Raw genomic sequence first — 23,597 nt, 5'->3', positions numbered from 1 at the left:
GCTGGTTTATCGACGCCATGAAAGGCCCGTCGGAATGCCCGGTGGCTGTAAAATCACTGGTTTGATGGACGGTCTTCGTCGATCTGCTTTTTCTGGTGTCGATTCTGATGAGCAAAATTCTCCCTGTCGTTCTCTCTGGTGGCTCCGGCACACGTTTGTGGCCGCTTTCCCGAGAGAAGTATCCGAAGCAGCTCTTGCCGCTAGTCGGCGAGCAGTCAATGCTGCAGGCGACTTTGTCGCGTCTCGACGGTCTGGTTGATATGGCGGGGCCCTTGCTGGTATGCAACGAGGAGCATCGCTTTGTGGTTGCCGAGCAGGTGCGCACCCTGGGTCTGCATGGTTCCGTATTGCTTGAGCCGTTTGGCCGAAACACGGCCCCGGCACTCGCCCTGGCCGCCCTGTGGGCGGTGCGCGAGGGGGAGGACCCCGTGTTGGTGGTGATGCCGGCCGATCACGATATCGCCGATGCGCCGGCCTTTCGCGATGCGGTGGTGCGGGCCGTGGCACTGGCAGAAACCGGGGTGACGGTGACGTTCGGTATTACGCCGGATTGCCCGGAAGCCGGCTACGGCTATATTCAGCAGGGACAGGCGCTGGCCGATGGTTCGGGTGCCTTTGCCTTGGCCCGCTTTGTTGAAAAACCGGACCGCCAGACGGCTGAAGGTTATCTGGATTCTGGCGATTATCTGTGGAACAGCGGCATTTTCGTGATCAAGGCATCGGTCTGGCTGGCGGCGCTCGGTGTTTGTCGGCCGGATATTCTGGCAGCGTGCCAGCAAGCCTTGGCTGGTGGCAAGACCGATGGCGATTTTGTGCGGGTGAATGTCGAGGCCTTCAAGGCTTGCCCATCGGACTCAATCGACTATGCGGTGATGGAGCGCCTGACCAGTGGCGAGGCAGGCTTGCCCAGCGCAGCGGTGATTCCGCTGACCGCCGGGTGGTCGGATGTGGGTGCCTGGGATGCGCTGTGGAAGGTGCTGCCGAAGTGCGGTGAGGGCAACGCGACGCGTGGCGATGTCATGCTCGAAAATTGCCGCGATACGCTGGTGGTGTCCGAAAGCCGTCTGGTTGCCTGCGTTGGCCTGAGCAATGTGGTGGTGGTCGAGACTGATGATGCAGTGCTGGTCGTCCATCACGATGCCACGCAGGATGTGAAGAAGATTGTTGATCGACTCAAGGCTGACCAGCGCAGCGTGGCGCAATGGCATCGCAAGGTGTATCGGCCGTGGGGCTGGTATGACGGCGTCGATGCTGGCGAGCGCTTTCAGGTCAAACGGATCGGCGTCAATCCGGGCGGCACGCTGTCGCTGCAGATGCACCACCACCGGGCCGAACACTGGATCGTGGTGAGCGGCACGGCGCGGGTGACGAGAGGAGAAGAAACCTTCCTCGTTTCCGAGAACCAGTCCACCTACATCCCCCTGGGCGTCAAACACCGCCTGGAAAATCCCGGTATCGTGCCGCTCGAAATGATCGAGGTGCAGTCCGGCAGCTATCTCGGCGAGGACGATATCGTGCGTTTCGAGGATACCTACGGGCGGACCTGATCGCCACGTTCCTCCATGTCGTCACTCAATTCCGATCCCCATGAAATTCTCGGCATTTCGCCCGGCGCGACGCCAGCCGAGCTGAAGCGCGTCTACCGGCGGCTGGCCATGCGCTGGCACCCAGATCGCAGCGACCATCCGCAGGCCACCGAGCGTTTCAAGGAAATCAGCGCTGCCTATGAGCAGCTACTCGCCGTCGATGCGCCGGACGATGAGGATGGCGAGACGGAAGAGACTGCATCCGCCCCGGTCGAGCCGGAGGAAAGTGTCGCCCGGGCGGCCGATATCCGGCTCAACCTTGAAATCAGTCTTGAGGAGGCGGCGGCCGGTTGCCGCAAGACCATCCACTACACGCGCGGCAAGGACTGCCCGACCTGTGCCGGTAGTGGCGAACATGGGATGGCGCGAACGCGTTTCTGTGGTGCCTGCCATGGCAGCGGACGGGTGCATGATGCCAAGCGCAAGTTGGTGCACTGCGACGATTGCGGTGGGCGGGGATTCTTTACCGAACGCATCTGCCCCGATTGCGGCGGTAGTGGTCGGGAGCTGGCCGATGTCAGCCTTGAGATCCGCGTGCCGCACGGCATGTTGCCCGGTGATGAACTTCGCCTGAGCGGCCAGGGCGAGCCGGGGGATGACGAACTGCAGGCGGGTGATCTCTACCTGACGGTGATCATCCATTCCCACCCGCTCTATCAGTTGCGAGGTCGTGATCTTCATTTCAGCATGCCGGTCAGCGCCCTAGCCATGATCGGCGGCGGCGATATCGATCTGCCCTCGCTGTCCGGGGTGGTCAGCCATAGTCTCGATGCCGGCCCGGCCAAGCATCAACAGTTACGTCTTGCCGGCCGTGGCTTTCCCGGACGCGGCAAGAAGCCGGCGGGCGACCTGGTGGTCGATTTGACCCCGGTGTTCCCCCGCCAGCTCAATGCCCGTCAGCGCAAATTGCTGCTGCAGGCCAATGCGGCGCTGCTCGACGATGCGTCCGAGGCGCTACCGGAGATTGCAGACTGGCAGGCGGCGCACGGCGGCGACTGAGTTCGCTGCGGCTAGTTGTGATTGTTCGGCGCAGCCTGTTGCAGGTAGGCCGCCCGGATGTGATTGGTTGCTGTTTGTACCCGCCAGGCAAACTGGTTGGCATAGGCCATGCGGTCAGTCGGCCCCTGACTGCCGGCGGTGTACAGCAAATGTGTCTTTTCCCGCGTTGCCTGATCAACTGCCATGGTGTTGTGATGCGGTAGCGAACCACGTTGTGCAAAGTCGGTGCGCTTCAGCAGACTGTCGGGAATCTTCGTTGGCCCTTCGAGTATCGATTGCGAATCGCCGGGCTGGGCGTAACGGCCGGAAATCAGCTGCCCTGCCCAGAGATCGGGAATGCTGTCACGGTCACCCTTGAAGATCGTGCGATTGGGCTTGAAGACGCCCGAGGCGGAGAGATCGAAGCTCGATCCGGCGGCGTAATTTGGCGGTGCCATGCCGAGGCTGGCGGGATTCTGCGGGTCGTAGGTCTCAAAGGCATTACCGACGATTTTGGCGAAGTGGCCGTAGGAGCTATGGGCATAGAAATCAGAAATGCCATGGGCGGCCAAGGCAAAGCTGTCGAAATCGGTATTGTTCTTGCCGAAATTGGTCAGGCGTTCAGTGACCACTGCCCAGCCTTCGGCAATGAAGCCGTTGTCGAAGTGATCGAGGGAGTTGTAGCCGTGGGTGACGAAATTGTCGATGTCTTCGATGATCGGGACTAGGCCATTGGTCCACCCGAAAGAAAAGTGGCGGTTCAGTGAATTGACCATGGCCGCTGGGGCAATGCCGGCGAGCGCCTGGTTGACGATGTTCTGGTGTACGGCACCGGCAAATTTGGGATTGATCCGATGCCAGTTCTTGCGGACCAGTTGTTCGAGGTCGCCATCCTGATCGAGATTGCGCATGATCCATACGTGATCGCCGTTGAAGACAAAGCGCGGCCGGTATTCCATCGATACCAGTGCGTCATTAAGCGGCAGGGCCGGCTGGCCGCTACCTGTTTCGGCGGTCGACGGCGTTTGGCGCAGGGGCTCGAGGAGATGCCACTGGCCTGACTCTGCCTTGTACATGACCCACATGTGGTCATAGCTGATCTCTTGACCATTGCTGTGCCGGGTCAGGACATTGCCGAGAGCGACGCGCAGGTTGTAGGCGCTGACGCCCGAGGCGAGGAGCAGGGAGGCAAGGACAAAAGCGATGTCTTCGCAATCGCCGGTGCGCAGGGCCAGGGTTTCTTCCGGGTATTGCCAGGGATCGCGTCCGCGCCGGGTCTGGTACTGGATGCGTTCGCTGACAAAATTGGTCAGGACGTGGACGCGATAATCGAAGGCCCCCTTGCGCCGCTGGCTGAACAGGGCTTTGTTCATGTGCTCGCGGCGCATATAGGCGGTGACGTCCTTGCTCAGCGTCTGGCGAATCAGCGCATTGTTTTCAGTCGCCACGTATTCCCGTACATCCATCGGGTATTGCTTGTAGGGCTTGGCGACAGTCGGCCGGCCGGATTTGAGGACGGTGTTGAACATGATGTGATCACCATCCCAGTTCCAGTCGTTCAAACCGATGATTTTGGATTGCTTGAAACACATGATGATCCCTTCGCGGCAGGCGCAATGGCTTTGGATCATCGCAATATGCCTAATTATTTGGCATTTGCGCAAGCAATTTTCCCGGCATGGCGCCGGATCTGTTGTGCTGAATGTTCAGGGACGGGGGGTGGGCTGGAAATTGAAACGGCGGGCGACGTCAGCGCCTTGCAGTTGGCGAATCGGCATGCCATGCCAGCTGATGTTGGCGGCGCAGCCGGACATCAGGCTGAGCCAGTTTTCTTCGCTGACCGGCCAATCATTGTCGTGCCGACATTCGTCGAGCCAGGCCGGGAGATCGCGGTCGTCGAGAAGGCCGATGCCGAGCGCGGTTTCGAGCAGAACGCTGCCTTCTTCGTCGAGATGGATGGCCGTGATGGCACCGGCTGCCTCGCCGGTATGGCTGACAAACATCTCGCCGTCGCGCCGGAAAATCCAGGGGGTGTAGGCCAGTGCAACGAAGACGCGTTGCGGGCCGTTTTGCAGAAACCAGCAGCCTGATTTGTCGCAACCGTATTGCCGGTTGATGAACTGGATCAGGCCGCTGTGAGTGACGCGCGCTCCCTGCAATCGCCAGTCGCCCCGCCGGTCAAGCGACAACCAGTCGTAACAGGCGGGGACGTTCGGCCATTTGGCGATGGCAGAGAGATCGACGGCCATCAGTCGGCGTAGGCTTCCATTGGCGGACAGGCACAGTTCAGGTTGCGGTCGCCATACACATCGTCGATGCGATTGACGCTCGGCCAGAACTTGTTGGCGGCTACCCAGGACAGCGGGAAAACGGCCTGCTCCCGGCTGTAGGGATGCTGCCAGTCACCACTGATGACATCGGCCTGCGAATGCGGAGCATTCTTCAGCGGATTGTTGTCAGCGGTCCATATGCCGTTCTCGATCTGGCGGATTTCTTCGCGAATGGCGATGAGGGCCGCGATGAAGCGGTCCAGTTCAGCCTTCGATTCGGATTCCGTCGGCTCGACCATGATCGTGCCGGCAACCGGGAAGGACACCGTCGGCGCATGGAAACCGTAGTCCATCAGGCGCTTGGCAATGTCGATTTCGGCGATGCCGGTGGCCGCCTTGATCGGGCGGATGTCGAGAATGCACTCGTGGGCGACGCGGCCGTTCTTGCCGACATAGAGCACCGGGTAGTGGGCGTCGAGCTGGCGGGCGACGTAGTTGGCGTTGAGGATGGCAACCTGCGTCGCCTTCTTGACACCGGCGCCGCCGAGCATGGCGAGGTACATCCAGGAGATGGTCAGGATCGAGGCCGAGCCGAAGGGGGCGGCAGAGACCGCACCCTGGCCGGCATTGACGCGCTGGGCGTCGCCGGTCGGCTGCACGACGTGGTCGGCCATGAACGGCGCCAGATGTGCCTTGAGGCCAATCGGGCCCATGCCCGGTCCGCCGCCGCCGTGCGGGATGGCGAAGGTCTTGTGCAGGTTCATGTGGCTGACGTCGGCGCCGATGAAGCCGGGCGAGGTCAGGCCGACCTGGGCGTTGAGGTTGGCACCGTCCATGTACACCTGACCGCCATTGGCATGGACGATGGCGCAGATGTCCTTGACCGCCTCCTCGAACACGCCGTGCGTGGACGGGTAGGTGATCATCAGGCAGGCCAGATCGTCCTTGTGTTCTTCGGCCTTGGCCTTGAGGTCGGCGACATCGACGTTGCCATTGTCATCGCAGTCGACGACGACGACCTTCATGTTGGCCATCTGGGCCGTGGCCGGGTTGGTGCCGTGGGCCGACTTGGGGATCAGGCAGACATTGCGGTGCGCCTCGCCGCGGCTGGCGTGGTAGCGGTCGATGGCGACCAGACCGGCGTATTCGCCTTGCGCCCCGGAGTTGGGCTGCATGCAGATGGCGTCGAAGCCGGTCACGGTTTTCAGCCATTCGGTCAGGCTGGCGATCATGTCCAGATAGCCGACTGCCTGATCACGGGGTGCGAAGGGATGCAGGCCGCCGAATTCCGGCCAGGTGACCGGGATCATTTCGCTGGTGGCGTTGAGCTTCATGGTGCACGAGCCGAGCGAAATCATCGAGTGGTCGAGGGCCAGATCCTTGTTCTGCAGCGACTTGAGGTAGCGCAGCATCTCGTGTTCGGTGTGGTGCGTGTTGAACACCGGGTGCTGCAGCACGGCATCGTTGCGGATCTGCGCTTCCGGCAGGGCGGCGTCAGCGGCGGCGACCTGGGCGTCGATCACCGCCATGTCGAGGGTGACCTGGGTGATCTGCTTGAACAGGGTGGCGACATCGGCGCGCGTCGTTGTTTCGTCGAAAGAAATGCCGAGCACGCCAGCCGCGACGCGACGCAGGTTGTAGCCGGCGGCGAGGGCATCGTGATAGACCGATTCAGCGCGGGCGCCGAGGTCGATGTGCACGGTGTCGTAGAACTGCTTGGTCAGCAGATTGACGCCGGCCCGCTTGAGGCCTTCGGCGAGAATTGCAGTCAGGCGGTGGATGCGGCCGGCGATGGTACGCAGACCTTCGGCACCATGATAGACGGCGTACATGCCGGCCATGTTGGCGAGCAGGACCTGCGAGGTGCAGATGTTGGAGTTGGCTTTTTCGCGGCGGATATGCTGTTCGCGCGTCTGCAGGGTCATGCGGTAGGCGGTCTTGCCACGGGCATCCTTGGAGACGCCGATGATACGGCCCGGCATCGAGCGGACGAAGGCTTCGCGGGTGGCAAAGAAGGCGGCGTGCGGGCCACCGAAGCCCATCGGAATGCCGAAACGCTGGCTCGAACCGAGGGCGATATCGGCCCCCATGGCACCGGGCGACTTGAGCAGCACCAGCGCCATCAGGTCGGTGGCGACAGCGACAGTGGTGCCCTTGGCCTTGAGGCCGGCGATGGTGGCGGTCAGGTCACGGACTTCGCCGTTGTCGCCGGGGTACTGGAGCAGGGCGCCGAAGAAGTCGTCATCCTTGACCGTGTCGACGGCGGCGATGACCAGTTCAAAGCCGAAATAGCCGGCGCGGGTCTTGACCACGTCGATGGTCTGCGGGAAGCAGGCGGCGTCGACCAGGAAGCGGTTGGATTTTGACTTGGAGACGCGGCGCGCCATGGTCATCGCTTCGGCCGCGGCGGTGGCTTCGTCGAGCAGTGAGGCGTTGGCGATTTCGAGGCCGGTCAGGTCGACGACCATCTGCTGGAAGTTCATCAGCGCTTCCAGGCGGCCCTGGGCGATCTCCGCCTGGTAGGGCGTATAGGCCGTGTACCAGCCGGGGTTTTCCATGACATTGCGCAGGATGACCTTGGGCGTCAGGGTGTCGTAATAGCCCATGCCGATGCAGGACTTGTTGACGACATTCTTGCCCGCCATGGCCTTGAGGTCGGCCAGTGCTTCATGTTCGCGACGCGGGGCCGGCAGCGGCAGGTCGGCCGGCAGGCGGATGGCGGCGGGAACGGTCTGGTCGATCAGCTGTTCCAGGCTGTCGGCGCCGATGGCGGCGAGCATGGCAGCCATTTCCGAGGCGCAGGGGCCGATATGACGGCCGATGAATTCGTCGTGCTGCTCCAGTGCGGAGAGCGGTTGATTGAGCGGCATGGGCAGTCCTTGCTTAGGCGGCGTCGGCAACAGCCTGATAGGCGGCGTCGTCGAGCATCTTGTCGAGGTCGGCGACGTTGTCCGGGGTCATCTTGAACAGCCAGGCGGCGTAGGCATCCTGATTGACCGATTCCGGGGCGTCAGCGGCAGCCTGATTTACTTCGGTGACGGTGCCGGAGATCGGCGCATAGACGTCAGCTGCGGCCTTGACCGATTCGACAACGGCGATTTCCTTTTCCGCGGCGTAATGGGCGCCGACTTCCGGCAGTTCGACGAAGACGAGGTCGCCGAGGGCTTCCTGGGCGTGGTCGGTAATGCCGACGGTGACGGAGCCGTCAGCGTTAAGCAGCATCCATTCGTGGGAGGCGGCGTACTTGAGGTTGGCGAGGACTTTGGACATGGGTTTCTCCTGAATGGGGGGATTTAGATGACTGCTTTGCCGTTGCGGGCGAATACGGGTTTGCTGACCTTGGCCTTGAGGGCCTTGCCACGAATATCGACTTCCACCGTGTCGCCGATCTGGACGCCGAGCGGCAGGCGGGCGAGGGCGATGGATTGTTGCAGGGTCGGCGAGAAGCTGCCGGAGGTGATTTCACCGTCGCCCTGGGCGGTCATGACTTTCTGGTGGCCGCGCAGGACGCCCTTGTCGAGGAGGATCAGGCCGAGGAATTGTTTCTGCTGGCCGTTGGCGATGAGGGCTGCCTTGCCGACGAAGTCGCGCTCGGTATTGAGGGAAACGGTCCAGGCCAGACCGGCGTCGAGCGGCGAAACCGTCTCATCCATGTCCTGGCCGTAGAGGTTCATGCCGGCTTCAAGGCGCAGCGTGTCGCGGGCGCCGAGGCCGCAGGGTGCGACGCCAGCAGCGTTGAGCTTGTTCCACAGGGCTTCGGCTTCTTCGGCCGGCATCATGATTTCGTAGCCGTCCTCACCGGTGTAGCCGGTGCTGGCGATAAAGTACTGGTCGACTTCTGCGGCGAAGAAGGCTTTCAGGCCCTCGGTCGCAGTCTTGGCCTGGGGCAGGACTTCCCAAACCTTGCTGCGGGCATTCGGACCCTGGACGGCGATGATGCCGAGGTTATTGGTTCCGTCACGGCGCTGGGTGATGCTTACGTCAAGTTTCCATTCGGCGACCTTGGCCTGCATCCAGGCCAGATCCTTGTCGGCCGTGCCAGCATTGACGACGATACGGAAGCTGGTGTCGGTCAGGAAATAGATGATCAGGTCGTCGATGACCCCGCCGGCATCATTGAGCATGACGGCGTAAAGGGCCTTGCCGGAAACCTTGAGCTTGGCGACATCGTTGGCGACGAGGCGGGAGAGGAAGGTGCGGCAATCAGCGCCGACGACATCGACCGGGCACATGTGCGAGACATCGAACATGCCACAGTTGTTGCGCACGGCGTTGTGCTCTTCGATCTGCGAGCCGTAGTTCACCGGCATGTCCCAGCCGCCGAAATCGACCATCCGGGCATTCATCGCACGGTGAGCAGAATTTAAAACAGTTTTCTTCAGCATATCAATCCTTTACAGGCATTTGTTAATGCCAGTTCTAGAAACGAAAAAGGGGTGAAACGAAAGATACACATCTTGCGTTTCACCCCTCTGTCCTCGATACCTGAGAGATTTGCCCCATCGGTGGGCGCTGTTGACGCCGCTCTCCAGAGTTTCAAAATGGCAAGCCATTTCGGTTCCGCGGTCCTTTTGCCTGAGCGTTTTCGGGTGAAATTGCGCCTTCGGCGGCAGACGGATCTGCGCTCTCCCACGGAACGGCTGGCACTATAACGGGATGCGGCGGACAGAGCAACCTGCTGCACTGCACAAGGGGTTTGCCCGGTGCCGTGCAGCCTGCCGAAAAGCCGGTTAAACCTTGAGCCGCTCCATCAATTCTGTTTCAAGACGGATGCGCTTGCCGGTATCACGCAGGTCGCCGCCACTGATCAGGAAAACGTCTTCCGCACGTTCGCCAAGTGTTGTGATCTTGGCGGTATGGAGATAGGCGCCATGCTCGGCCAGGGTATTGGCGACGGTGTAGAGGAGGCCGGGGCGGTCGGCAGCGACCATGGTCAGAATGAAATGCGAGCCCTTTTCATCGCCCCGGATGTCGACTTCGGGCTTGATCGGGAAGTGTTTGACCTGTCTTGACAGTCGGCCGGAGGAGGGAACATCGGGAGGCATCTGGTGGAGCAGGCGCTGCTCCAGTTCATGCTCGATGTAGGCGACCATTTCACGGTCGTTGTCACGATTTTCAACATCCAGCACGACAAAGCTGTCGAGGGCGTAGCCGTGGGCCGTGGTGTGGATCTTGGCGTCGACGATGCTGTAGCCGGCGCGGGCGAAGAAGCCGACGATGCGGGCGAAGAGATCGGGCTGGTCCTGGGTGTAGACCATGACCTGGAGGCCGTCGCCTTCCTGATATTGGCGGGCCCGGACGACCGGCTGGTTGTTGTAGATCCGGTAGTGCAGCGAACGTGTGTGCCAGGCGATTTCCTCGGCCGAATGGCGCAGGAAATAAACGGTGTCGAGCTGCTTCCAAAGGCGCTCGTGCACGGTGTCGGAGAGGGCGAAGAAGCGCAGCAGGCGCATCGCTTCTTTCTGGCGGTCGGCGATTACTCCGTGCGCGGCCGGCGCATTGCCATTCGAGAGGTGTTCCAGTGCCTGATAGTAGAGGTCGGCCAGCAGTTTGCCTTTCCAGTGGTTCCAGACCTTCGGGCTGGTGCCCCGGATGTCGGCGTGGGTCAGCAAATATAGCGACTGCAGGTGGCGAACATCGCCAACCAGTTTGACGAAGTTGCCGATCACATCGGGGTCGCTGAGGTCTTCCTTCTGGGCGACTTGTGACATGACGAGATGATTGCGCACCAGCCAGACCACGAGCTCAGTGTCTTCAGCACTCAAGCCATGATTCTGGCAAAACTCCTCGGCGTCGACGGTGCCGAGCGCCGAGTGGTCGCCGCCGCGACCCTTGGCAATGTCATGGAAAAGGGCGGCGATGTAGAGCAGCCAGGGGTGCTCGAGTTCGGCGACGATGCGCGAGCAGAGCGGATATTCGTGGGCGAACTCGCTCATCGTGAAGCGGCGGATATTGCGCAGGACTTGCAGGATGTGCTGGTCAACGGTGTAGACGTGGAACAGGTCATGCTGCATCTGGCCGACGATGCGTCCGAAATTGGGCAGGTAGGCGCCAAGGATGTCGAGCTGGTTCATCCGGCGGAATTCATGAATGATGCCGCGCTCGCTTTGCAGCAGCCTGAGGAACAGCGCCCGGTTGGCTGGATCGGCCCGGAATTCGGGGGTTATCTGCTCCCGGGCCCGCCACAGGGCGCGCAAGGTGCGGGCCGTCATGCCGGACAGTTCATGGGTTTCCTGCATGACTAGGAAGCTGTCGAGGATGGCTGACGGCTGCTTTTCGAAGAGGGCTTCGTCGCGGATATCGAGCAGGTTGCCGACGGTCTGGAAGTGGTCATCGAACGGCTGGGGCGTCAGTTCGTTTTCCGGCGTCAGTGCGGCTGCCATGTTTTGCAGCAGGATGGTGTTGAGCAGGCAGACCGTTTTGGCTGTGCGGTAATAGACCTGCATCAGTTGTTCGGAGGCGCGTTTTGCCTCATTCGAGACAAAGCCGTATTTGGCGGCCAGATTGCTCTGGTAGTCGAAGAGCAGGCGATCTTCGCGCCGTCCGAGCATGAGGTGGAGGCGAATGCGCAGATGGGACAGATATGCCTGACACTCCCTGGCCTGGGTCATGCCTTCGGTGGTGATAATGCCGTTGGCGTGAAGTTCTTCCCAGGTTGATCCATAACCGGCGGCCTTGGCAATCCAGAAAATGACCTGAAAGTCGCGCAGACCACCCGGGGAATCCTTGCAGTTGGGTTCGAGACTGTAGGGCGTCTCGTTGAAACGAAGGTATCGCTCCTGTTGCTCGATGCGCTTGGCTTCGCAGAAGACCAGCGGGTCAAGATTGCCGCGCAGGCGCTTCTCGAAGGTGGCAAACAGCTTGCCATTGCCGGTCAGCAGGCGAGCTTCGAGGAGAGCGGTCTGCACCGTGATGTCATTGGCGGCTTCATTCAGGCAGTCCTGGATGGTCCGGACGCTGTGGCCGATCTCCAGTCCGATATCCCAGAATGAACTGATCAGGCATTCCAGTTTTTCCTGGAGGGCGCTGTTTGCTTCCTGTGGCAGCAAGACCAGCAGGTCGATGTCGGAGGCCGGGTAAAGTTCACCGCGACCATAGCCGCCGACCGCCGCAAGCGCCAGCGTGGCCGGGAAGTCGAAGGATTTCCACAGGCGCTCGAGAACGCTGTCTACTTGCTGGCAGCGCTCAACGAGGAGGGCGTCGGCGTCGCCGGTCTGTTCATAGTTTTGCTGGAGGCGGCTATAGCCAGCCTTGACTTCAGCCCGTAGGGCGGCGACATCGCAGGACATCAGTTGATCCAGTCAGGTTTGGCGCGGCTACCGGCAGATTGCGTCATGATTTCATAGCCTGTGTCGGTTACCAGCACGGTATGTTCCCACTGCGCCGAGAGGCTGCGGTCCTTGGTGACGATGGTCCAGCCATCGGCCATTTCGCGGATGGCGGCCTTGCCGGCGTTGATCATCGGTTCGATGGTGAAAATCATCCCCGGTTCGAGCTTGGGACCGGTGCCGCCCTTGCCGTAGTGCAGGACCTGCGGATCTTCGTGAAATTTGGCGCCGATGCCGTGGCCGCAAAACTCACGGACGACCGAGCAGCCATTCTTTTCTGCATATTTCTGGATGATCGCGCCGATGTCGCCAAGATGAGCGCCGGGCTTGACCACCGAGATACCCAGCCACATGCATTCAAAGGTGATTTCGCACAGGCGCTTGGCCTGGATCGAGCCTTCGCCGACGACGAACATGCGGCTGGTGTCGCCGTGGTAGCCGTCCTTGATGGTCGTGATGTCGAGATTGATGATGTCGCCAATCTTCAGCACGCGCTCGCCGGGGACGCCGTGGCAGACCTGTTGGTTGACCGAAGTGCAGATCGACTTGGGGTAGGGATCGTAACCCGACGGTGCATAGTTGAGCGGGGCGGGGATGCAGCCCTGGACATTGACCATGTAGTCGTGGCAAAGCTTGTCGAGTTCGTCGGTGGTGATGCCGGCCTTGACGAAGGGCTCGATGTAATCGAGGACCTCTCCGGCCAGACGCCCGGCGATTCTCATTTTTTCGATTTCTTCCGGGGTCTTGATGCTGATGCTCATGGCTGCTCTGTGGGGCGTTGGCAAAGGATAAGGATAAATGATGGGGCGGGTTTCGCAAAGCCGAGCGCGCCTGAAATGGCATACTGTCAGCTTTTTCGAAGCGCGGATTTACAGATGACAATACTTCTGCTCGGCAAGGATGGTCAGGTTGGCTGGCAACTGCAACGTTCGCTGGCGCCGCATGGTCCCGTGGTGGCCTGTGCGCGATCTCAGTGCGATCTGGCCGATCCGGCGCAGATTCGTTCCGTGCTGCGGTCGGTTCGCCCTTCTGTCATCGTCAATGCCACGGCTTACACCGCTGTCGACAAGGCGGAGTCGGAGCCCGAACTGGCGTACCGCATCAATGCCGAGGCACCGGGCATTCTGGCGGCTGAGGCAGCGACGCTGGGTGCCTTGCTGATCCATTACTCGACTGATTATGTCTACGATGGTAGCAAGGCAGCACCTTATGTCGAAAGCGATGCGACCGCGCCGCAAAGTGTTTATGGCCGAAGCAAGCTGGCCGGTGAGGAAGCAATCCGGGCCGCCGGCGGCAAGTCGCTGATCTTTCGGACGAGTTGGGTGTTCGGCGCGCGTGGCGGTAATTTTGTCAAAACCATCCTGCGTCTGGCACGTGACAAGGAGAATCTCAATGTCGTTGCCGACCAAGTTGGATCGCCGACACCGGCGGCGCTCATCGCGACGGTGAGCGGTATTGCCCTGGCCATGACGCGTCGGGGGCAGATGCTCGAAAATGGAGAGAGCCGCCTGTACCACCTCGCTGCGGCGCGGCCGGTCAGTTGGTGCGAGTTCGCCCGGACCATCGTTGAGCAGGCCGGGCAGGTGCCGGGCTTCGATCTGCGCCTGAAGGCCGATGCCATCAAGGCCATCACGACAGCGGAATATCCGACGCCAGCCCGGCGTCCGGCCAATTCGCGTCTGGATTGCAGCCGTCTGGAAACGGATTTTGGCTTGCAGATGCCCGACTGGCAACCCTATCTGGAGCGCATGCTGCAGTTGCTGGCCCTCAAACAGAACGGTTATTGAGCTTCCGGAACGCCTGTTCTGCTGCTATAATCCGCAGGTTTTTCTCAGCCGTTATGGCTGAAAAAACGGTGGTCTGCACGGTGCAGCCCACCAAAATCCACACATCCGCCGATTAAGGGTGTCTGCCAGAATTCAATGCTGGCGGGCGTTTCAGGCGGGTGGAGGTTCAACCCTTAAGGAGTTTTACTATGTCCGTTACCATGCGCGAAATGCTGGAGGCTGGTGTCCACTTCGGTCACCAAACCCGTTTCTGGTCCCCCAAGATGGCCCCGTATATCTTCGGCGCCCGCAACAAGATTCACATCGTCAACCTCGAAAAGACCCTGGCTAAGTACAACGAAGCCATGGCCTTCGTGAAGAAGCTGTCGGCCAATCGCGGCTCCGTGCTCTTCGTTGGCACCAAGCGTCAGGCCCGCGAAATCATCGGTGAAGAAGCGCTGCGCGCCAGCTCGCCGTTCGTCGACCAGCGCTGGCTGGGTGGCATGCTGACCAACTTCAAGACCGTCAAGACCTCGATCAAGCGTCTGAAGGACATGGAAGTTGCCGTTGAAGCCGGCGAACTCGAAAAGATGCCGAAGAAGGAAGCGCTGACCTTCCGTCGCGAACTGGAAAAGCTCCAGAAGTCCATCGGCGGCATCAAGGAAATGGCCGGCCTGCCGGACGCCATCTTCGTGGTTGACGTCGGTTATCACAAGATTGCCATCACCGAAGCCGAAAAGCTCGGTATCCCGGTCATCGGCGTGGTAGATACCAACCACTCCCCGGAAGGCGTTGCTTACGTCATCCCGGGTAACGACGACTCTTCCCGTGCCATCCAGTTGTACGCCCGCGGTGTGGCTGATGCCATCCTCGAAGGCCGCAACCAGGTCATGCAGGAAATCGTTGCCGCCGGTGGCGATGACGAATTCGTCGAAGTGGTCGACGCAGCTGAATAAAGTTGTAACGGCGGGGCGTTAAGCTCCGCCTGTTTTAAAAGCTCAGGAGAAAAATATGGCGGCAATTACCGCAAGCATGGTGGCAGAACTGCGCGGCAAGACCGACGCGCCCATGATGGAATGCAAGAAGGCCCTGACCGAAGCCGATGGCGACATGGGCAAGGCTGAAGAAATCCTCCGCATCAAGCTCGGCAACAAGGCGAGCAAGGCTGCAACCCGTATCGCCGCTGAAGGCATCGTTGCCGTCAGCATCTCCGCTGATGGCAAGCAGGGCGCCATCATCGAAGTTAACAGCGAAACCGACTTCGTGGCCAAGAACGATGAATTCATCGCTTTGTCCAATGGTTCGGCCAAGCTGGTTGCCGACAAGAACCCGGCTGACGTCGCTGCCCTGTCGGCTCTGCCGATGGGTGAGGGTACGGTCGAATCGACCCGCGCCGCGCTGGTTGGCAAGATCGGTGAAAACATGTCGATCCGCCGCTTCGTCCGTTTTGAAGCCAAGGGCAAGCTGGTTTCCTACATCCATGGTGGTGCCAAGGTTGGCGTCATGGTTGATCTGGTGGGTGGCGACGAGCAACTGGGCAAGGATCTGGCGATGCACATCGCTGCCTCCAAGCCGAAGTCGCTTGATGCCTCTGGCGTTTCCGCCGACCTGCTTGACATGGAACGTCGCGTCGCCATCGAAAAGGCCCGCGAAGCCGGCAAGCCGGAAGCCATGCTGGAAAAGATCGCCGAAGGTACCGTCCAGAAGTATCTGAAGGACGTCACCCTGCTCGGTCAGGTCTTCGTCAAGGCTGCCGATGGCAAGCAGACCATTGAACAACTGTTGAAGGAAAAGGGCGCTTCGGTGGCTTCCTTCACGCTGTACATGGTTGGTGAAGGCATCGAGAAGAAGGTTGACGACTTCGCTGCCGAAGTGGCTGCCCAGGCTGCCGCTGCTGCTGCCAAGAAGTAATTGAAAGGAACGCCGATGACTGCCCCCAAGTACAAGCGCATTCTCCTGAAACTCTCCGGCGAGGCCCTCATGGGCAATGACGCCTACGGCATCAACCCGCAGACCATCGCGGGTATTTGCGGAGAGATCAAGGCGGTCGCTGACATGGGCGTGGAAATCGGCGTCGTTATCGGCGGCGGCAACATCTTTCGCGGCATGGCCGGTACGGCCACCGGGATGGATCGCGCCACGGCCGATTACATGGGCATGCTGGCCACGGTGATGAACGCCATGGCGCTGTCCGACGCCTTCCGCCAGTGTGGCCTCAACGCCCGCGTGCAGTCGGCCCTCAATATTGAGCAGGTTGTCGAGCCGTATATCCGCGGCAAGGCCATCCGCTATCTGGAAGAAGGCAAGGTCGTCATCTTTGGTGCCGGTACCGGCAACCCCTTCTTTACCACCGATACCGCTGCAGCATTGCGCGGCTCGGAAATTGGCGCCGAGATCGTTCTCAAGGCGACCAAGGTCGACGGTATCTATTCGGCTGATCCAAAGAAGGATCCGCTCGCCACCCGCTACGACAAGATCAGCTTCAACGAAGCGATCTCGAAGAATCTGGCGGTCATGGATGCGACGGCGTTTGCCCTGTGTCGCGATCAGAAATTGCCGATCAACGTCTTTTCCATCTTCAAGGCCGGCGCGCTGAAGCGCGTGGTCTGCGGTGAGGATGAAGGTACGTTGGTCTATTGCTGAGGGAGAACAAGAAATGATTCCTGAACTCAAGAAAACTGCCGAAGCCAAGATGCAGAAGTCGCTGGAAGCGCTGCGCCTTGATCTCCAGAAAGTGCGTACCGGCCGCGCCCATACCGGCTTGCTGGATCATGTCCAGGTGGATTACTACGGCTCCATGGTGCCGGTTAACCAGGTCGCCAATGTGACCCTGGTGGACGCCCGTACCATCGGTGTGCAGCCGTGGGAAAAATCCATGCTGCAAAAAGTTGAAAAAGCTATTCGCGATTGCGACCTCGGTCTCAATCCGGCTTCCCAGGGCGATCTTATTCGCGTGCCGATGCCGGCCCTGACCGAAGAGCGGCGCAAGGAAATGATCAAGATCGTCAAGACCGAAGGCGAGGGCGTCAAGGTCGCCATTCGCAACCTGCGTCGCGATGCCATCAGTCACCTCAAGGATGCCCTGAAAAAAGGCGAGATTCCGGAAGATGACGAGCGCAAGGCACAGGACGACGTGCAGAAACTGACCGATCGCTACATCGTTGAAGTCGACAAGATGCTCGCTGCCAAAGAGGCCGAGCTGATGCAGGTTTAAGCCGGTTCCGTTCGGATTCCCGGCGGCATGGCCCTCTTTTCCAGTTCGACTCGGCAGGTTCCGCCAACGGCGGCTGTGCCACGGCACGTCGCTGTCATCATGGATGGAAACGGTCGCTGGGCAAAAAAGCGCTTCCTGCCGCGCGTCGCCGGCCATGTCAAAGGCGTTGAGCTGGTTCGCGAAATGGTGCGTGCCTGCCTCGAACGTGACATCAAGTATCTGACCCTGTTTGCCTTTTCGTCCGAAAACTGGCGGCGACCGCAGGACGAGGTGTCCCTCCTCATGCAACTCTTCGTCAAGGCGCTCGAGCAGGAAGTGGAGAAGCTCGATCGCAACGGCGTTCGCCTGCGCGTCATTGGCGACTTGTCACGCTTCGAGCCGCGTCTGCAGGACCTGATCCGGCAGGCCGAGGCGAAGACTGCCGGCAATACCCTGCTTGACCTCACCATCGCCGCCAATTATGGCGGGCGCTGGGACATCATGCAGGCCGTCGAGCGCATGCTGGCGGCGCAGCCGGACAAGCGCGACGGTTGGCAGGATGCCGATCTTGAGCCGCACCTGTCGATGGCGTATGCGCCGGAACCCGATCTTTTTATCCGCACCGGTGGCGAGGAGCGGATCAGCAATTTCCTGCTCTGGCAGCTGGCCTATACCGAACTCTATTTCACGCCGACCCTGTGGCCGGATTTCGACACGGCTGAATTCGACAAGGCCATCCTCTCGTTTCAGCAGCGCGAACGCCGCTTTGGCCGGACAAGCGAACAATTAGTGGAAAAACCGAATGCTTAAAACGCGCGTTATCACGGCGCTGGTCCTGATGGCGTTGCTGTTGCCCAGTCTGTTCTATTCATCGCAGGCTGGATGGGCCTTGCTGGTCGCCGGTTTCGTCGGCGTCGCTGCCTGGGAGTGGGGGGCGCTACTGGGCTGGAGGAGCGTTCAGCGCATTGTTCTCGGTATTGCGACTGGGCTCATCTGCGTGGTGCTTGGGGTGCTGGCTCCGGAGGCCATCGGCGCGGCTGATCTCGCTGCACCGGCCCAGCCATGGGTGCTGATTACCTACGCCGTGGCAGCCGTTTTCTGGTGCCTGGTCATGCCCTTTTGGCTGAAAAACAAGTGGTCGCTGGATGGCGTGCGCGGCCTTCTGGTTGGTGCGGTTGTACTCTTGCCGACCTGGCTGGCCATGGTCCAGCTGCGATTGCTTGGGGCGGCTGCGCTTCTCGGTATTTTTGCCGTCGTCTGGATGGCCGATATCGCCGCCTATTTTTCCGGCAAGGCTTTCGGCAAGCACAAGCTGGCACCGACCATCAGCCCGGGAAAAACCTGGGAAGGGGCGATCGGGGCTGGTATTGGCGTAGTCGTTTACGGCCTGGTGGTGCGTCAGCTATTCGGCCTTGAATTGATGCCTCTGCCCTTATGGATTGTTGCGCTGCTGGGGGTGACGGCGGTCAGTATCGTTGGCGACCTCTACGAATCCCTGCTCAAGCGCAAGTCCGGTATCAAGGACAGCAGCAACATCCTGCCCGGCCATGGTGGCGTCCTTGATCGCATCGACAGCCTGACTTCGACGCTGCCCGTGGTGGCGCTGCTTTGGCTGCTTTTCGCGGCTCGGTGAACGCTTCCGTGCAGAACATTACCGTACTGGGTTCGACCGGCTCGATTGGCGTCAGCACGCTGGATGTGATCCGGCGTCATCCGGATCGCTATCGCGCCTTTGCCCTGTGCGCCCACAGCCAGATCGACAAGTTATTCGAGCAATGCGTTGAATTCCGGCCGCGCTTTGCCGTGTTGCGCGATGCCTCGCTGGCGGCACAACTGGCCGAGCGTTGCCGGACTGCCGGTGTGGATACGGAAATTCGGCATGGCATTGAAGCGCTGATTGAATTGTCGTCGCTACCCGACGTCGATGCGGTGATGGCCGCCATTGTCGGTGCCGCTGGTCTTGAACCGACCTTGGCCGCGGCGCGCGCCGGCAAGAAAGTTATGCTGGCCAACAAGGAAGTGCTGGTGATGGCCGGCGAACTGTTCATGCATGCCGTGCGTGAACATGGTGCATCGTTGCTGCCGGTCGATAGTGAACACAACGCCATTTTCCAGTCATTGCCCGCCGATTTCGCGCGCGGCCTCGCCCCGTGTGGCGTTCAGAAAATTCTCCTGACGGCGTCCGGTGGCCCGTTCCGCAATACGCCCTTGGCTGATCTGGCCCACGTGACCCCGGATCAGGCCTGTGCCCACCCGAACTGGGTGATGGGGCGCAAGATCTCGGTCGACTCGGCGACCATGATGAACAAGGGCCTTGAAGTCATCGAAGCCCGCTGGCTGTTCGATGCACCACCGGAGATGATCCAGGTCGTTGTCCATCCCCAGAGCGTCATCCATTCGGCCGTCCAGTACGTTGATGGTTCAGTGCTGGCGCAGTTGGGCAATCCCGACATGCGTACCCCGATTGCCTACGCCATGGCCTGGCCGGAGCGTATTGCCGCTGGTGTCGAGCCGCTCGATCTATTCAAGATTGCCCGTCTCGATTTCGTCGCTCCCGATTTCGAACGGTTCCGATGCCTGCAACTGGCCTATGACGTCTTGCGCGAAGGAGGAACGGCACCGGCCATCCTCAACGCGGCAAACGAAGTCGCGGTGGCCGCTTTCCTCGACGGAGCATTGCCTTTCCTGGCCATTGCCCGGCTCAATGATGCCGTGCTGCAAGCCTTGCCGGCGGGGCCGGAGGGGAGTCTGGCCGATGTCCTCGCAGCCGATGCTGAGGCGCGGCAACTGGCCCATAAAATGGTGAGGGAACGCCGGTTCACGTGAATAACATCCCGTTTTACCTCGCCGCCTTTCTGGTGGTTCTCGGTGTCCTTATCGTTGTTCATGAATTGGGTCACTATCTGGCGGCGCGATTTTGTGGCGTCAAGGTTCTTCGCTTCTCTGTCGGCTTTGGGCGGATGCTGTGGAAAAAGCGCCTGGGACAAGACCGGACTGAGTGGGCGATCAGTATTTTTCCGCTCGGCGGCTACGTCAAAATGCTCGACGAGCGTGAAGGCAAGGTAGCCGAGGAGGAAGTCCATCGAGCCTTCAATCGTCAGAGTGTCGGCAAGCGCAGCATCATCGTGGCGGCTGGGCCGCTGGCTAATTTTGCCCTGGCCATCCTGATCTATTGGGGCGTTTTCATGCATGGCAGCGAGGAGTTGCTACCGATGCTCGGCGCTCCCCCGAATGGCACTCCGGCGGCCATGGCGGCGGTCGGTAACGGTGAACTGGTGAGGTCGCTTGACGGTCAGCCGGTGGCAACCTGGGACGATTTGCGCTGGATGATTCTGCAAAAGGCGGTCGATCACGAAAGCGTTGTGCTTGAAGTGGTCAACGAGCGCGACGAGATTTCCATCCGCCGGCTCTATCTGTCAGCTGCTGGTGAGCAGGGCTGGGAGGGGGATGCGCTGGAGCGCCTGGGCATCCGCTTCTATCGTCCGGAAATGCCGCCGGTGATCGGCAAGGTGGTGGCTAACGGGGTTGCCGAGCGGGCCGGATTACAGAATGGTGACCGGGTGCTGGCCCTTGCAGGCAAGGAAATTTCATCGTGGTACGACCTGGTGACGATCATTCGTGATTCGGCCAGCAGGCCCCTCCGAATCGAATTCGAACGTCAGGGCGAAGTCTTGTCGGTGGATGTCGTTCCTGATGCAGTGTTGGAGCGTGGGCAGACGGTCGGCAAGATTGGGGTTGCCGTTGCCCCGGGTCCGAAGCCGGCCCGCGAGGTGAAAGCCTTTGTCCGCTACGGCATCATCGAGGCCGCGGGCAGGGCGCTTGAAGAAACCTGGGACAAGTCGGTATTCAGCCTCGTGATGATGGGCAAAATGCTGACTGGCGAGGTTTCCTGGAAAAACCTCTCCGGGCCGGTGACCATCGCCGACTACGCCGGGCAATCGGCACGCCTCGGGCTCGATTACTACCTCAAGTTCATGGCCCTGGTCAGTATCAGTCTGGGTGTGTTGAATCTGCTGCCCATACCGGTTCTGGATGGTGGGCATTTGTTGTATCATATGATCGAAGTCGTCAGGCGCAGGCCGCTTTCCGAGCGCGCCATGGAAATTGGACAGCAGGTTGGCATGTCCATTTTGTTTGCCTTGATGGCTTTCGCCTTTTTTAACGACTTGACCCGCCTGTTTAATGGCTGAACGATGAAAAAATCCCTGTTGTCCATTCTGATTGCCGGCATGTTTTCAACCTCTGCCCTGGCTTTCGAACCTTTTGCCGTCAAGGATATCCGGGTCGAGGGCATTCAGCGCACGGAGGCGGGTACGGTCTTTGGCTACCTGCCGGTCAAGGTCGGCGAAACCCTGACTGATGAAAAAGCCGCCCAGTCGATCAAGGCACTGTTTGCTACCGGTTTCTTCAAGGATGTGCGGATCGAGGTCGAAAAGGACGTCATGGTGGTTGTCGTCCAGGAACGCCCCGCCATCGCCACGATCAATTTTGTCGGTCTCAAGGAGTTCGACAAGGATGTCATCGTCAAGGCCCTCAAGGAAACCGGCATTGCCGATGGTCGTATCTTCGACCGGGCGCTGCTGGAAAAAGCCGAGCAGGAACTTAAGCGTCAGTATCTGACGCGCGGCAAATATGCCGCCAATATCACGACGACCGTTACGCCGCTCGAGCGCAATCGGGTCGGCATCAATTTCACCATCGAAGAAGGCGTCGCCGCCAAGATCAAACAGATCAACCTGGTTGGCACCAAGGCCTTCTCCGAAAAGGAACTGCTCAGCCAGTTTGAGCTGACGACGCCGGGTCTGTTGACCTGGTACAGCAAGAACGACCAGTATTCCCGGCAGAAACTGTCGGCCGATCTGGAGAAGCTCAAGTCCTTTTACATGAATCAGGGCTACCTGGAGTTTGCCGTCGAGTCGACACAGGTTTCCATCTCGCCGGACAAGCAGGATGTATACATCACCGCCAACGTGATCGAAGGCGAGCGGTATCAGGTCTCGTCGGTGAAAATGGCGGGCGAATTCACGATTTCTGAAGACGAATTAAAAAAGCTGGTGACGGTCAAGCCGGGCGATGTCTTCTCGCGTGAAAAGCTCAATGAAACGACCAAGGCCATCAGCGACCGCCTCGGCAAGGAAGGCTATGCCTTTGCCAACGTCAATGCCGCGCCGGAAATCGACAAGGACAAGCGCAAGGTGGCGTTCACCATCTTCGTCGATCCGGGCAAGCGGGTTTACGTGCGTCGCCTGAACGTGACCGGCAATACCAAGACCCGTGATGAAGTCATCCGCCGGGAAATGCGCCAGATGGAAGGTGGTTGGTACGACGCTGAAAAGGTCACCAATTCGAAGCAGCGCGTTGACCGACTCGGATATTTTGGCGATGTCACCGTTGAGACCCCCGCTGTGCCGGGTACGGCCGACCAACTGGATGTGAATGTCAATGTGACCGAGAAGCCAACCGGCAACCTGATGCTGGGTGTCGGTACGTCCAGCACCGACAAGGTTATCCTGTCCGGCTCGATCGCCCAGAACAACTTCATGGGTAGCGGCAATAACGTCTCCATCCAGGTCAATTCGGCTAAGACCTACCGGACCTACGTGTTCTCGTACACAAATCCGTATTTCACGCCGGATGGTGTGAGCCAGGGCTTCGACCTCTATCAGCGGACCTTCAACACGACCTCGACGGCGATTGCCGCCTACAGCTCGTCGTCTTATGGTGGTGGTCTGCGCTTTGGCTTCCCGATTGGCGAGAAAGAGTCGATTGGGTTGGGGCTTGGGGTCGATTCGACGACGATTACGACCTACGATTCAAGTCCGCAATACTATAAAAATTACGTTAGGGATTTTGGCGCGACTAACCTGTCGATCCCGCTGACCCTGAGCTGGGCCAGCGACGGCAAGGACAGCTATTTCTTCCCGACCCGTGGTACCTTCCAGAAGGCTGCCCTTGAAGTGGCGTTGCCTGGTGGCGATCTGACCTATTACCGCGCAACCTACCAGTTGCAGCATTTCATTCCGCTCAATCAGCGGTTTACGCTGATGCTGAATGGTGAAATCGGCTACGCAGCTGGTTATGGCGATTCAGGTCTGCCGTTTTTCAAGAATTTCTATGCGGGCGGTATCGGTTCAGTGAGGGGCTACAAGGCATCCAGCCTTGGCCCAGTCGATACCACTGATCCGAATAACCAGTACCGCCTAGGTGGCAATCGCCGCGTCATCGGCAATGCCGAACTGCTCTGGGGGATCCCGGGCATGGAGAAGAGCTTCCGTATGGGCTGGTTCTTTGACGCCGGTCAGGTGTATGGCGATAAGGGTATGAGTGCAGCGGGCGGTCTTCGGTACTCGACCGGTTTGTCTGCTTCGTGGATTTCGCCGATTGGGCCGCTAAAATTCAGTATTGGTCGGCCGCTTAACAAGCAGGTAGATGACAAGTCCGAAACCTTCCAGTTCCAGATGGGTACCACGTTCTAA

The 23,597-nt window shown here is 60.0% G+C and carries 19 protein-coding genes and 2 riboswitches; of the genes, 12 read left to right on the top strand and 7 right to left on the bottom strand.

Annotation, left to right across the window (positions count from 1 at the left end):
• Positions 1-107 precede the first annotated feature (107 nt).
• A complete protein-coding gene (locus HYN24_RS08450; protein WP_117608842.1) occupies positions 108-1,547 on the top strand; it encodes a mannose-1-phosphate guanylyltransferase/mannose-6-phosphate isomerase in 1,440 nt (479 codons plus the stop codon).
• Positions 1,548-1,562: 15 nt separating this feature from the next.
• A complete protein-coding gene (locus tag HYN24_RS08445) occupies positions 1,563-2,585 on the top strand; it encodes a DnaJ C-terminal domain-containing protein (protein ID WP_117608841.1) in 1,023 nt (340 codons plus the stop codon).
• An 11-nt stretch (positions 2,586-2,596) separates the two neighbouring features.
• Here the strand turns inward: HYN24_RS08445 and HYN24_RS08440 are convergent, their stop codons facing one another.
• The 7 genes from HYN24_RS08440 to map all read right to left on the bottom strand — a co-directional run bounded on the left by HYN24_RS08440 (position 2,597) and on the right by map (position 12,923).
• Entirely contained in the window at positions 2,597-4,195 is a 1,599-nt protein-coding gene (locus HYN24_RS08440) for a transglutaminase family protein (RefSeq protein ID WP_117608840.1), read from the bottom strand.
• A gap of 75 nt (positions 4,196-4,270) precedes the next feature.
• A complete protein-coding gene (locus HYN24_RS08435; protein WP_117608839.1) occupies positions 4,271-4,813 on the bottom strand; it encodes a DUF2946 family protein in 543 nt (180 codons plus the stop codon).
• Positions 4,813-7,704, bottom strand: coding sequence for an aminomethyl-transferring glycine dehydrogenase (gcvP, locus tag HYN24_RS08430; protein ID WP_117608838.1), 2,892 nt, complete (start codon positions 7,702-7,704; stop codon positions 4,813-4,815). The genes HYN24_RS08435 and gcvP overlap by 1 nt, the downstream gene beginning before the upstream one ends.
• A gap of 13 nt (positions 7,705-7,717) precedes the next feature.
• A complete protein-coding gene (gene gcvH, locus HYN24_RS08425) occupies positions 7,718-8,104 on the bottom strand; it encodes a glycine cleavage system protein GcvH (RefSeq protein WP_117608837.1) in 387 nt (128 codons plus the stop codon).
• Positions 8,105-8,127: 23 nt separating this feature from the next.
• Positions 8,128-9,219: a glycine cleavage system aminomethyltransferase GcvT gene (gene gcvT, locus HYN24_RS08420; protein ID WP_117608836.1), complete on the bottom strand. Its 1,092-nt coding sequence runs from the start codon at positions 9,217-9,219 to the stop codon at positions 8,128-8,130.
• Between the two features lie 77 nt (positions 9,220-9,296).
• A riboswitch (glycine riboswitch) is annotated at positions 9,297-9,376 on the bottom strand.
• 11 nt (positions 9,377-9,387) lie between these two features.
• Positions 9,388-9,476: riboswitch (glycine riboswitch) on the bottom strand.
• Between the two features lie 88 nt (positions 9,477-9,564).
• Positions 9,565-12,123 (bottom strand): [protein-PII] uridylyltransferase, encoded by a 2,559-nt coding sequence (locus HYN24_RS08415; protein ID WP_117608835.1) that lies wholly within the window; start codon positions 12,121-12,123, stop codon positions 9,565-9,567.
• Positions 12,123-12,923 carry a type I methionyl aminopeptidase gene (gene map / locus HYN24_RS08410; RefSeq protein WP_117608834.1) on the bottom strand — a complete coding sequence of 267 codons (801 nt, stop codon included), beginning with the start codon at positions 12,921-12,923 and terminating at the stop codon, positions 12,123-12,125. The genes HYN24_RS08415 and map overlap by 1 nt, the downstream gene beginning before the upstream one ends.
• Before the next feature lie 114 nt (positions 12,924-13,037).
• Here map and rfbD point away from each other — a divergent pair, with 114 nt between their 5' ends.
• The 10 genes from rfbD to bamA all read left to right on the top strand — a co-directional run bounded on the left by rfbD (position 13,038) and on the right by bamA (position 23,597).
• A complete protein-coding gene (gene rfbD / locus HYN24_RS08405) occupies positions 13,038-13,949 on the top strand; it encodes a dTDP-4-dehydrorhamnose reductase (protein ID WP_117608833.1) in 912 nt (303 codons plus the stop codon).
• Positions 13,950-14,137: 188 nt separating this feature from the next.
• Entirely contained in the window at positions 14,138-14,884 is a 747-nt protein-coding gene (gene rpsB, locus HYN24_RS08400; RefSeq protein ID WP_117608832.1) for a 30S ribosomal protein S2, read from the top strand.
• A 55-nt stretch (positions 14,885-14,939) separates the two neighbouring features.
• Entirely contained in the window at positions 14,940-15,839 is a 900-nt protein-coding gene (tsf, locus tag HYN24_RS08395; RefSeq protein WP_117608831.1) for a translation elongation factor Ts, read from the top strand.
• A gap of 15 nt (positions 15,840-15,854) precedes the next feature.
• Entirely contained in the window at positions 15,855-16,571 is a 717-nt protein-coding gene (pyrH, locus tag HYN24_RS08390) for a UMP kinase (RefSeq protein ID WP_117608830.1), read from the top strand.
• Between the two features lie 13 nt (positions 16,572-16,584).
• Entirely contained in the window at positions 16,585-17,142 is a 558-nt protein-coding gene (frr, locus tag HYN24_RS08385) for a ribosome recycling factor (protein ID WP_117608829.1), read from the top strand.
• A gap of 27 nt (positions 17,143-17,169) precedes the next feature.
• The gene (uppS, locus tag HYN24_RS08380; protein WP_117608828.1) at positions 17,170-17,931 is read left to right on the top strand and encodes a polyprenyl diphosphate synthase; all 762 of its coding nucleotides are present in this window, start codon (positions 17,170-17,172) and stop codon (positions 17,929-17,931) included.
• Positions 17,924-18,754, top strand: a complete 831-nt coding sequence (locus tag HYN24_RS08375) for a phosphatidate cytidylyltransferase (RefSeq protein ID WP_117608827.1) — start codon at positions 17,924-17,926, stop codon at positions 18,752-18,754. Before uppS ends, HYN24_RS08375 begins: the two co-directional genes overlap by 8 nt.
• Complete coding sequence (ispC, locus tag HYN24_RS08370) at positions 18,730-19,947, top strand: 1-deoxy-D-xylulose-5-phosphate reductoisomerase (RefSeq protein WP_371413207.1); 1,218 nt, start codon at positions 18,730-18,732, stop codon at positions 19,945-19,947. Before HYN24_RS08375 ends, ispC begins: the two co-directional genes overlap by 25 nt.
• Positions 19,944-21,311, top strand: coding sequence for an RIP metalloprotease RseP (rseP, locus tag HYN24_RS08365; RefSeq protein ID WP_117608825.1), 1,368 nt, complete (start codon positions 19,944-19,946; stop codon positions 21,309-21,311). Before ispC ends, rseP begins: the two co-directional genes overlap by 4 nt.
• A gap of 3 nt (positions 21,312-21,314) precedes the next feature.
• Positions 21,315-23,597, top strand: a complete 2,283-nt coding sequence (bamA, locus tag HYN24_RS08360) for an outer membrane protein assembly factor BamA (protein WP_117608824.1) — start codon at positions 21,315-21,317, stop codon at positions 23,595-23,597.

This window comes from Dechloromonas sp. HYN0024 (genome assembly GCF_003441615.1).
Taxonomy (GTDB): Bacteria; Pseudomonadota; Gammaproteobacteria; order Burkholderiales; family Rhodocyclaceae; genus Azonexus.
Note: the sequence above shows the minus strand (reverse complement) of the source record. Positions and strands in the feature narration are given on the sequence as shown.

Coding starts and splice junctions, on each gene's coding strand:
- HYN24_RS08450 (WP_117608842.1), top strand. CDS start 108: ATGAGCAAAATTCTCCCTGTCGTTCTCTCTGGTGGCTCCGGCACACGT.
- HYN24_RS08440 (WP_117608840.1), bottom strand. CDS start 4,195: ATGATCCAAAGCCATTGCGCCTGCCGCGAAGGGATCATCATGTGTTTC.
- gcvT (WP_117608836.1), bottom strand. CDS start 9,219: ATGCTGAAGAAAACTGTTTTAAATTCTGCTCACCGTGCGATGAATGCC.
- tsf (WP_117608831.1), top strand. CDS start 14,940: ATGGCGGCAATTACCGCAAGCATGGTGGCAGAACTGCGCGGCAAGACC.
- map (WP_117608834.1), bottom strand. CDS start 12,923: ATGAGCATCAGCATCAAGACCCCGGAAGAAATCGAAAAAATGAGAATC.
- gcvP (WP_117608838.1), bottom strand. CDS start 7,704: ATGCCGCTCAATCAACCGCTCTCCGCACTGGAGCAGCACGACGAATTC.
- uppS (WP_117608828.1), top strand. CDS start 17,170: ATGGCCCTCTTTTCCAGTTCGACTCGGCAGGTTCCGCCAACGGCGGCT.
- rfbD (WP_117608833.1), top strand. CDS start 13,038: ATGACAATACTTCTGCTCGGCAAGGATGGTCAGGTTGGCTGGCAACTG.
- rpsB (WP_117608832.1), top strand. CDS start 14,138: ATGTCCGTTACCATGCGCGAAATGCTGGAGGCTGGTGTCCACTTCGGT.
- gcvH (WP_117608837.1), bottom strand. CDS start 8,104: ATGTCCAAAGTCCTCGCCAACCTCAAGTACGCCGCCTCCCACGAATGG.
- pyrH (WP_117608830.1), top strand. CDS start 15,855: ATGACTGCCCCCAAGTACAAGCGCATTCTCCTGAAACTCTCCGGCGAG.
- bamA (WP_117608824.1), top strand. CDS start 21,315: ATGAAAAAATCCCTGTTGTCCATTCTGATTGCCGGCATGTTTTCAACC.
- HYN24_RS08445 (WP_117608841.1), top strand. CDS start 1,563: ATGTCGTCACTCAATTCCGATCCCCATGAAATTCTCGGCATTTCGCCC.
- HYN24_RS08375 (WP_117608827.1), top strand. CDS start 17,924: ATGCTTAAAACGCGCGTTATCACGGCGCTGGTCCTGATGGCGTTGCTG.
- HYN24_RS08435 (WP_117608839.1), bottom strand. CDS start 4,813: ATGGCCGTCGATCTCTCTGCCATCGCCAAATGGCCGAACGTCCCCGCC.
- HYN24_RS08415 (WP_117608835.1), bottom strand. CDS start 12,123: ATGTCCTGCGATGTCGCCGCCCTACGGGCTGAAGTCAAGGCTGGCTAT.
- frr (WP_117608829.1), top strand. CDS start 16,585: ATGATTCCTGAACTCAAGAAAACTGCCGAAGCCAAGATGCAGAAGTCG.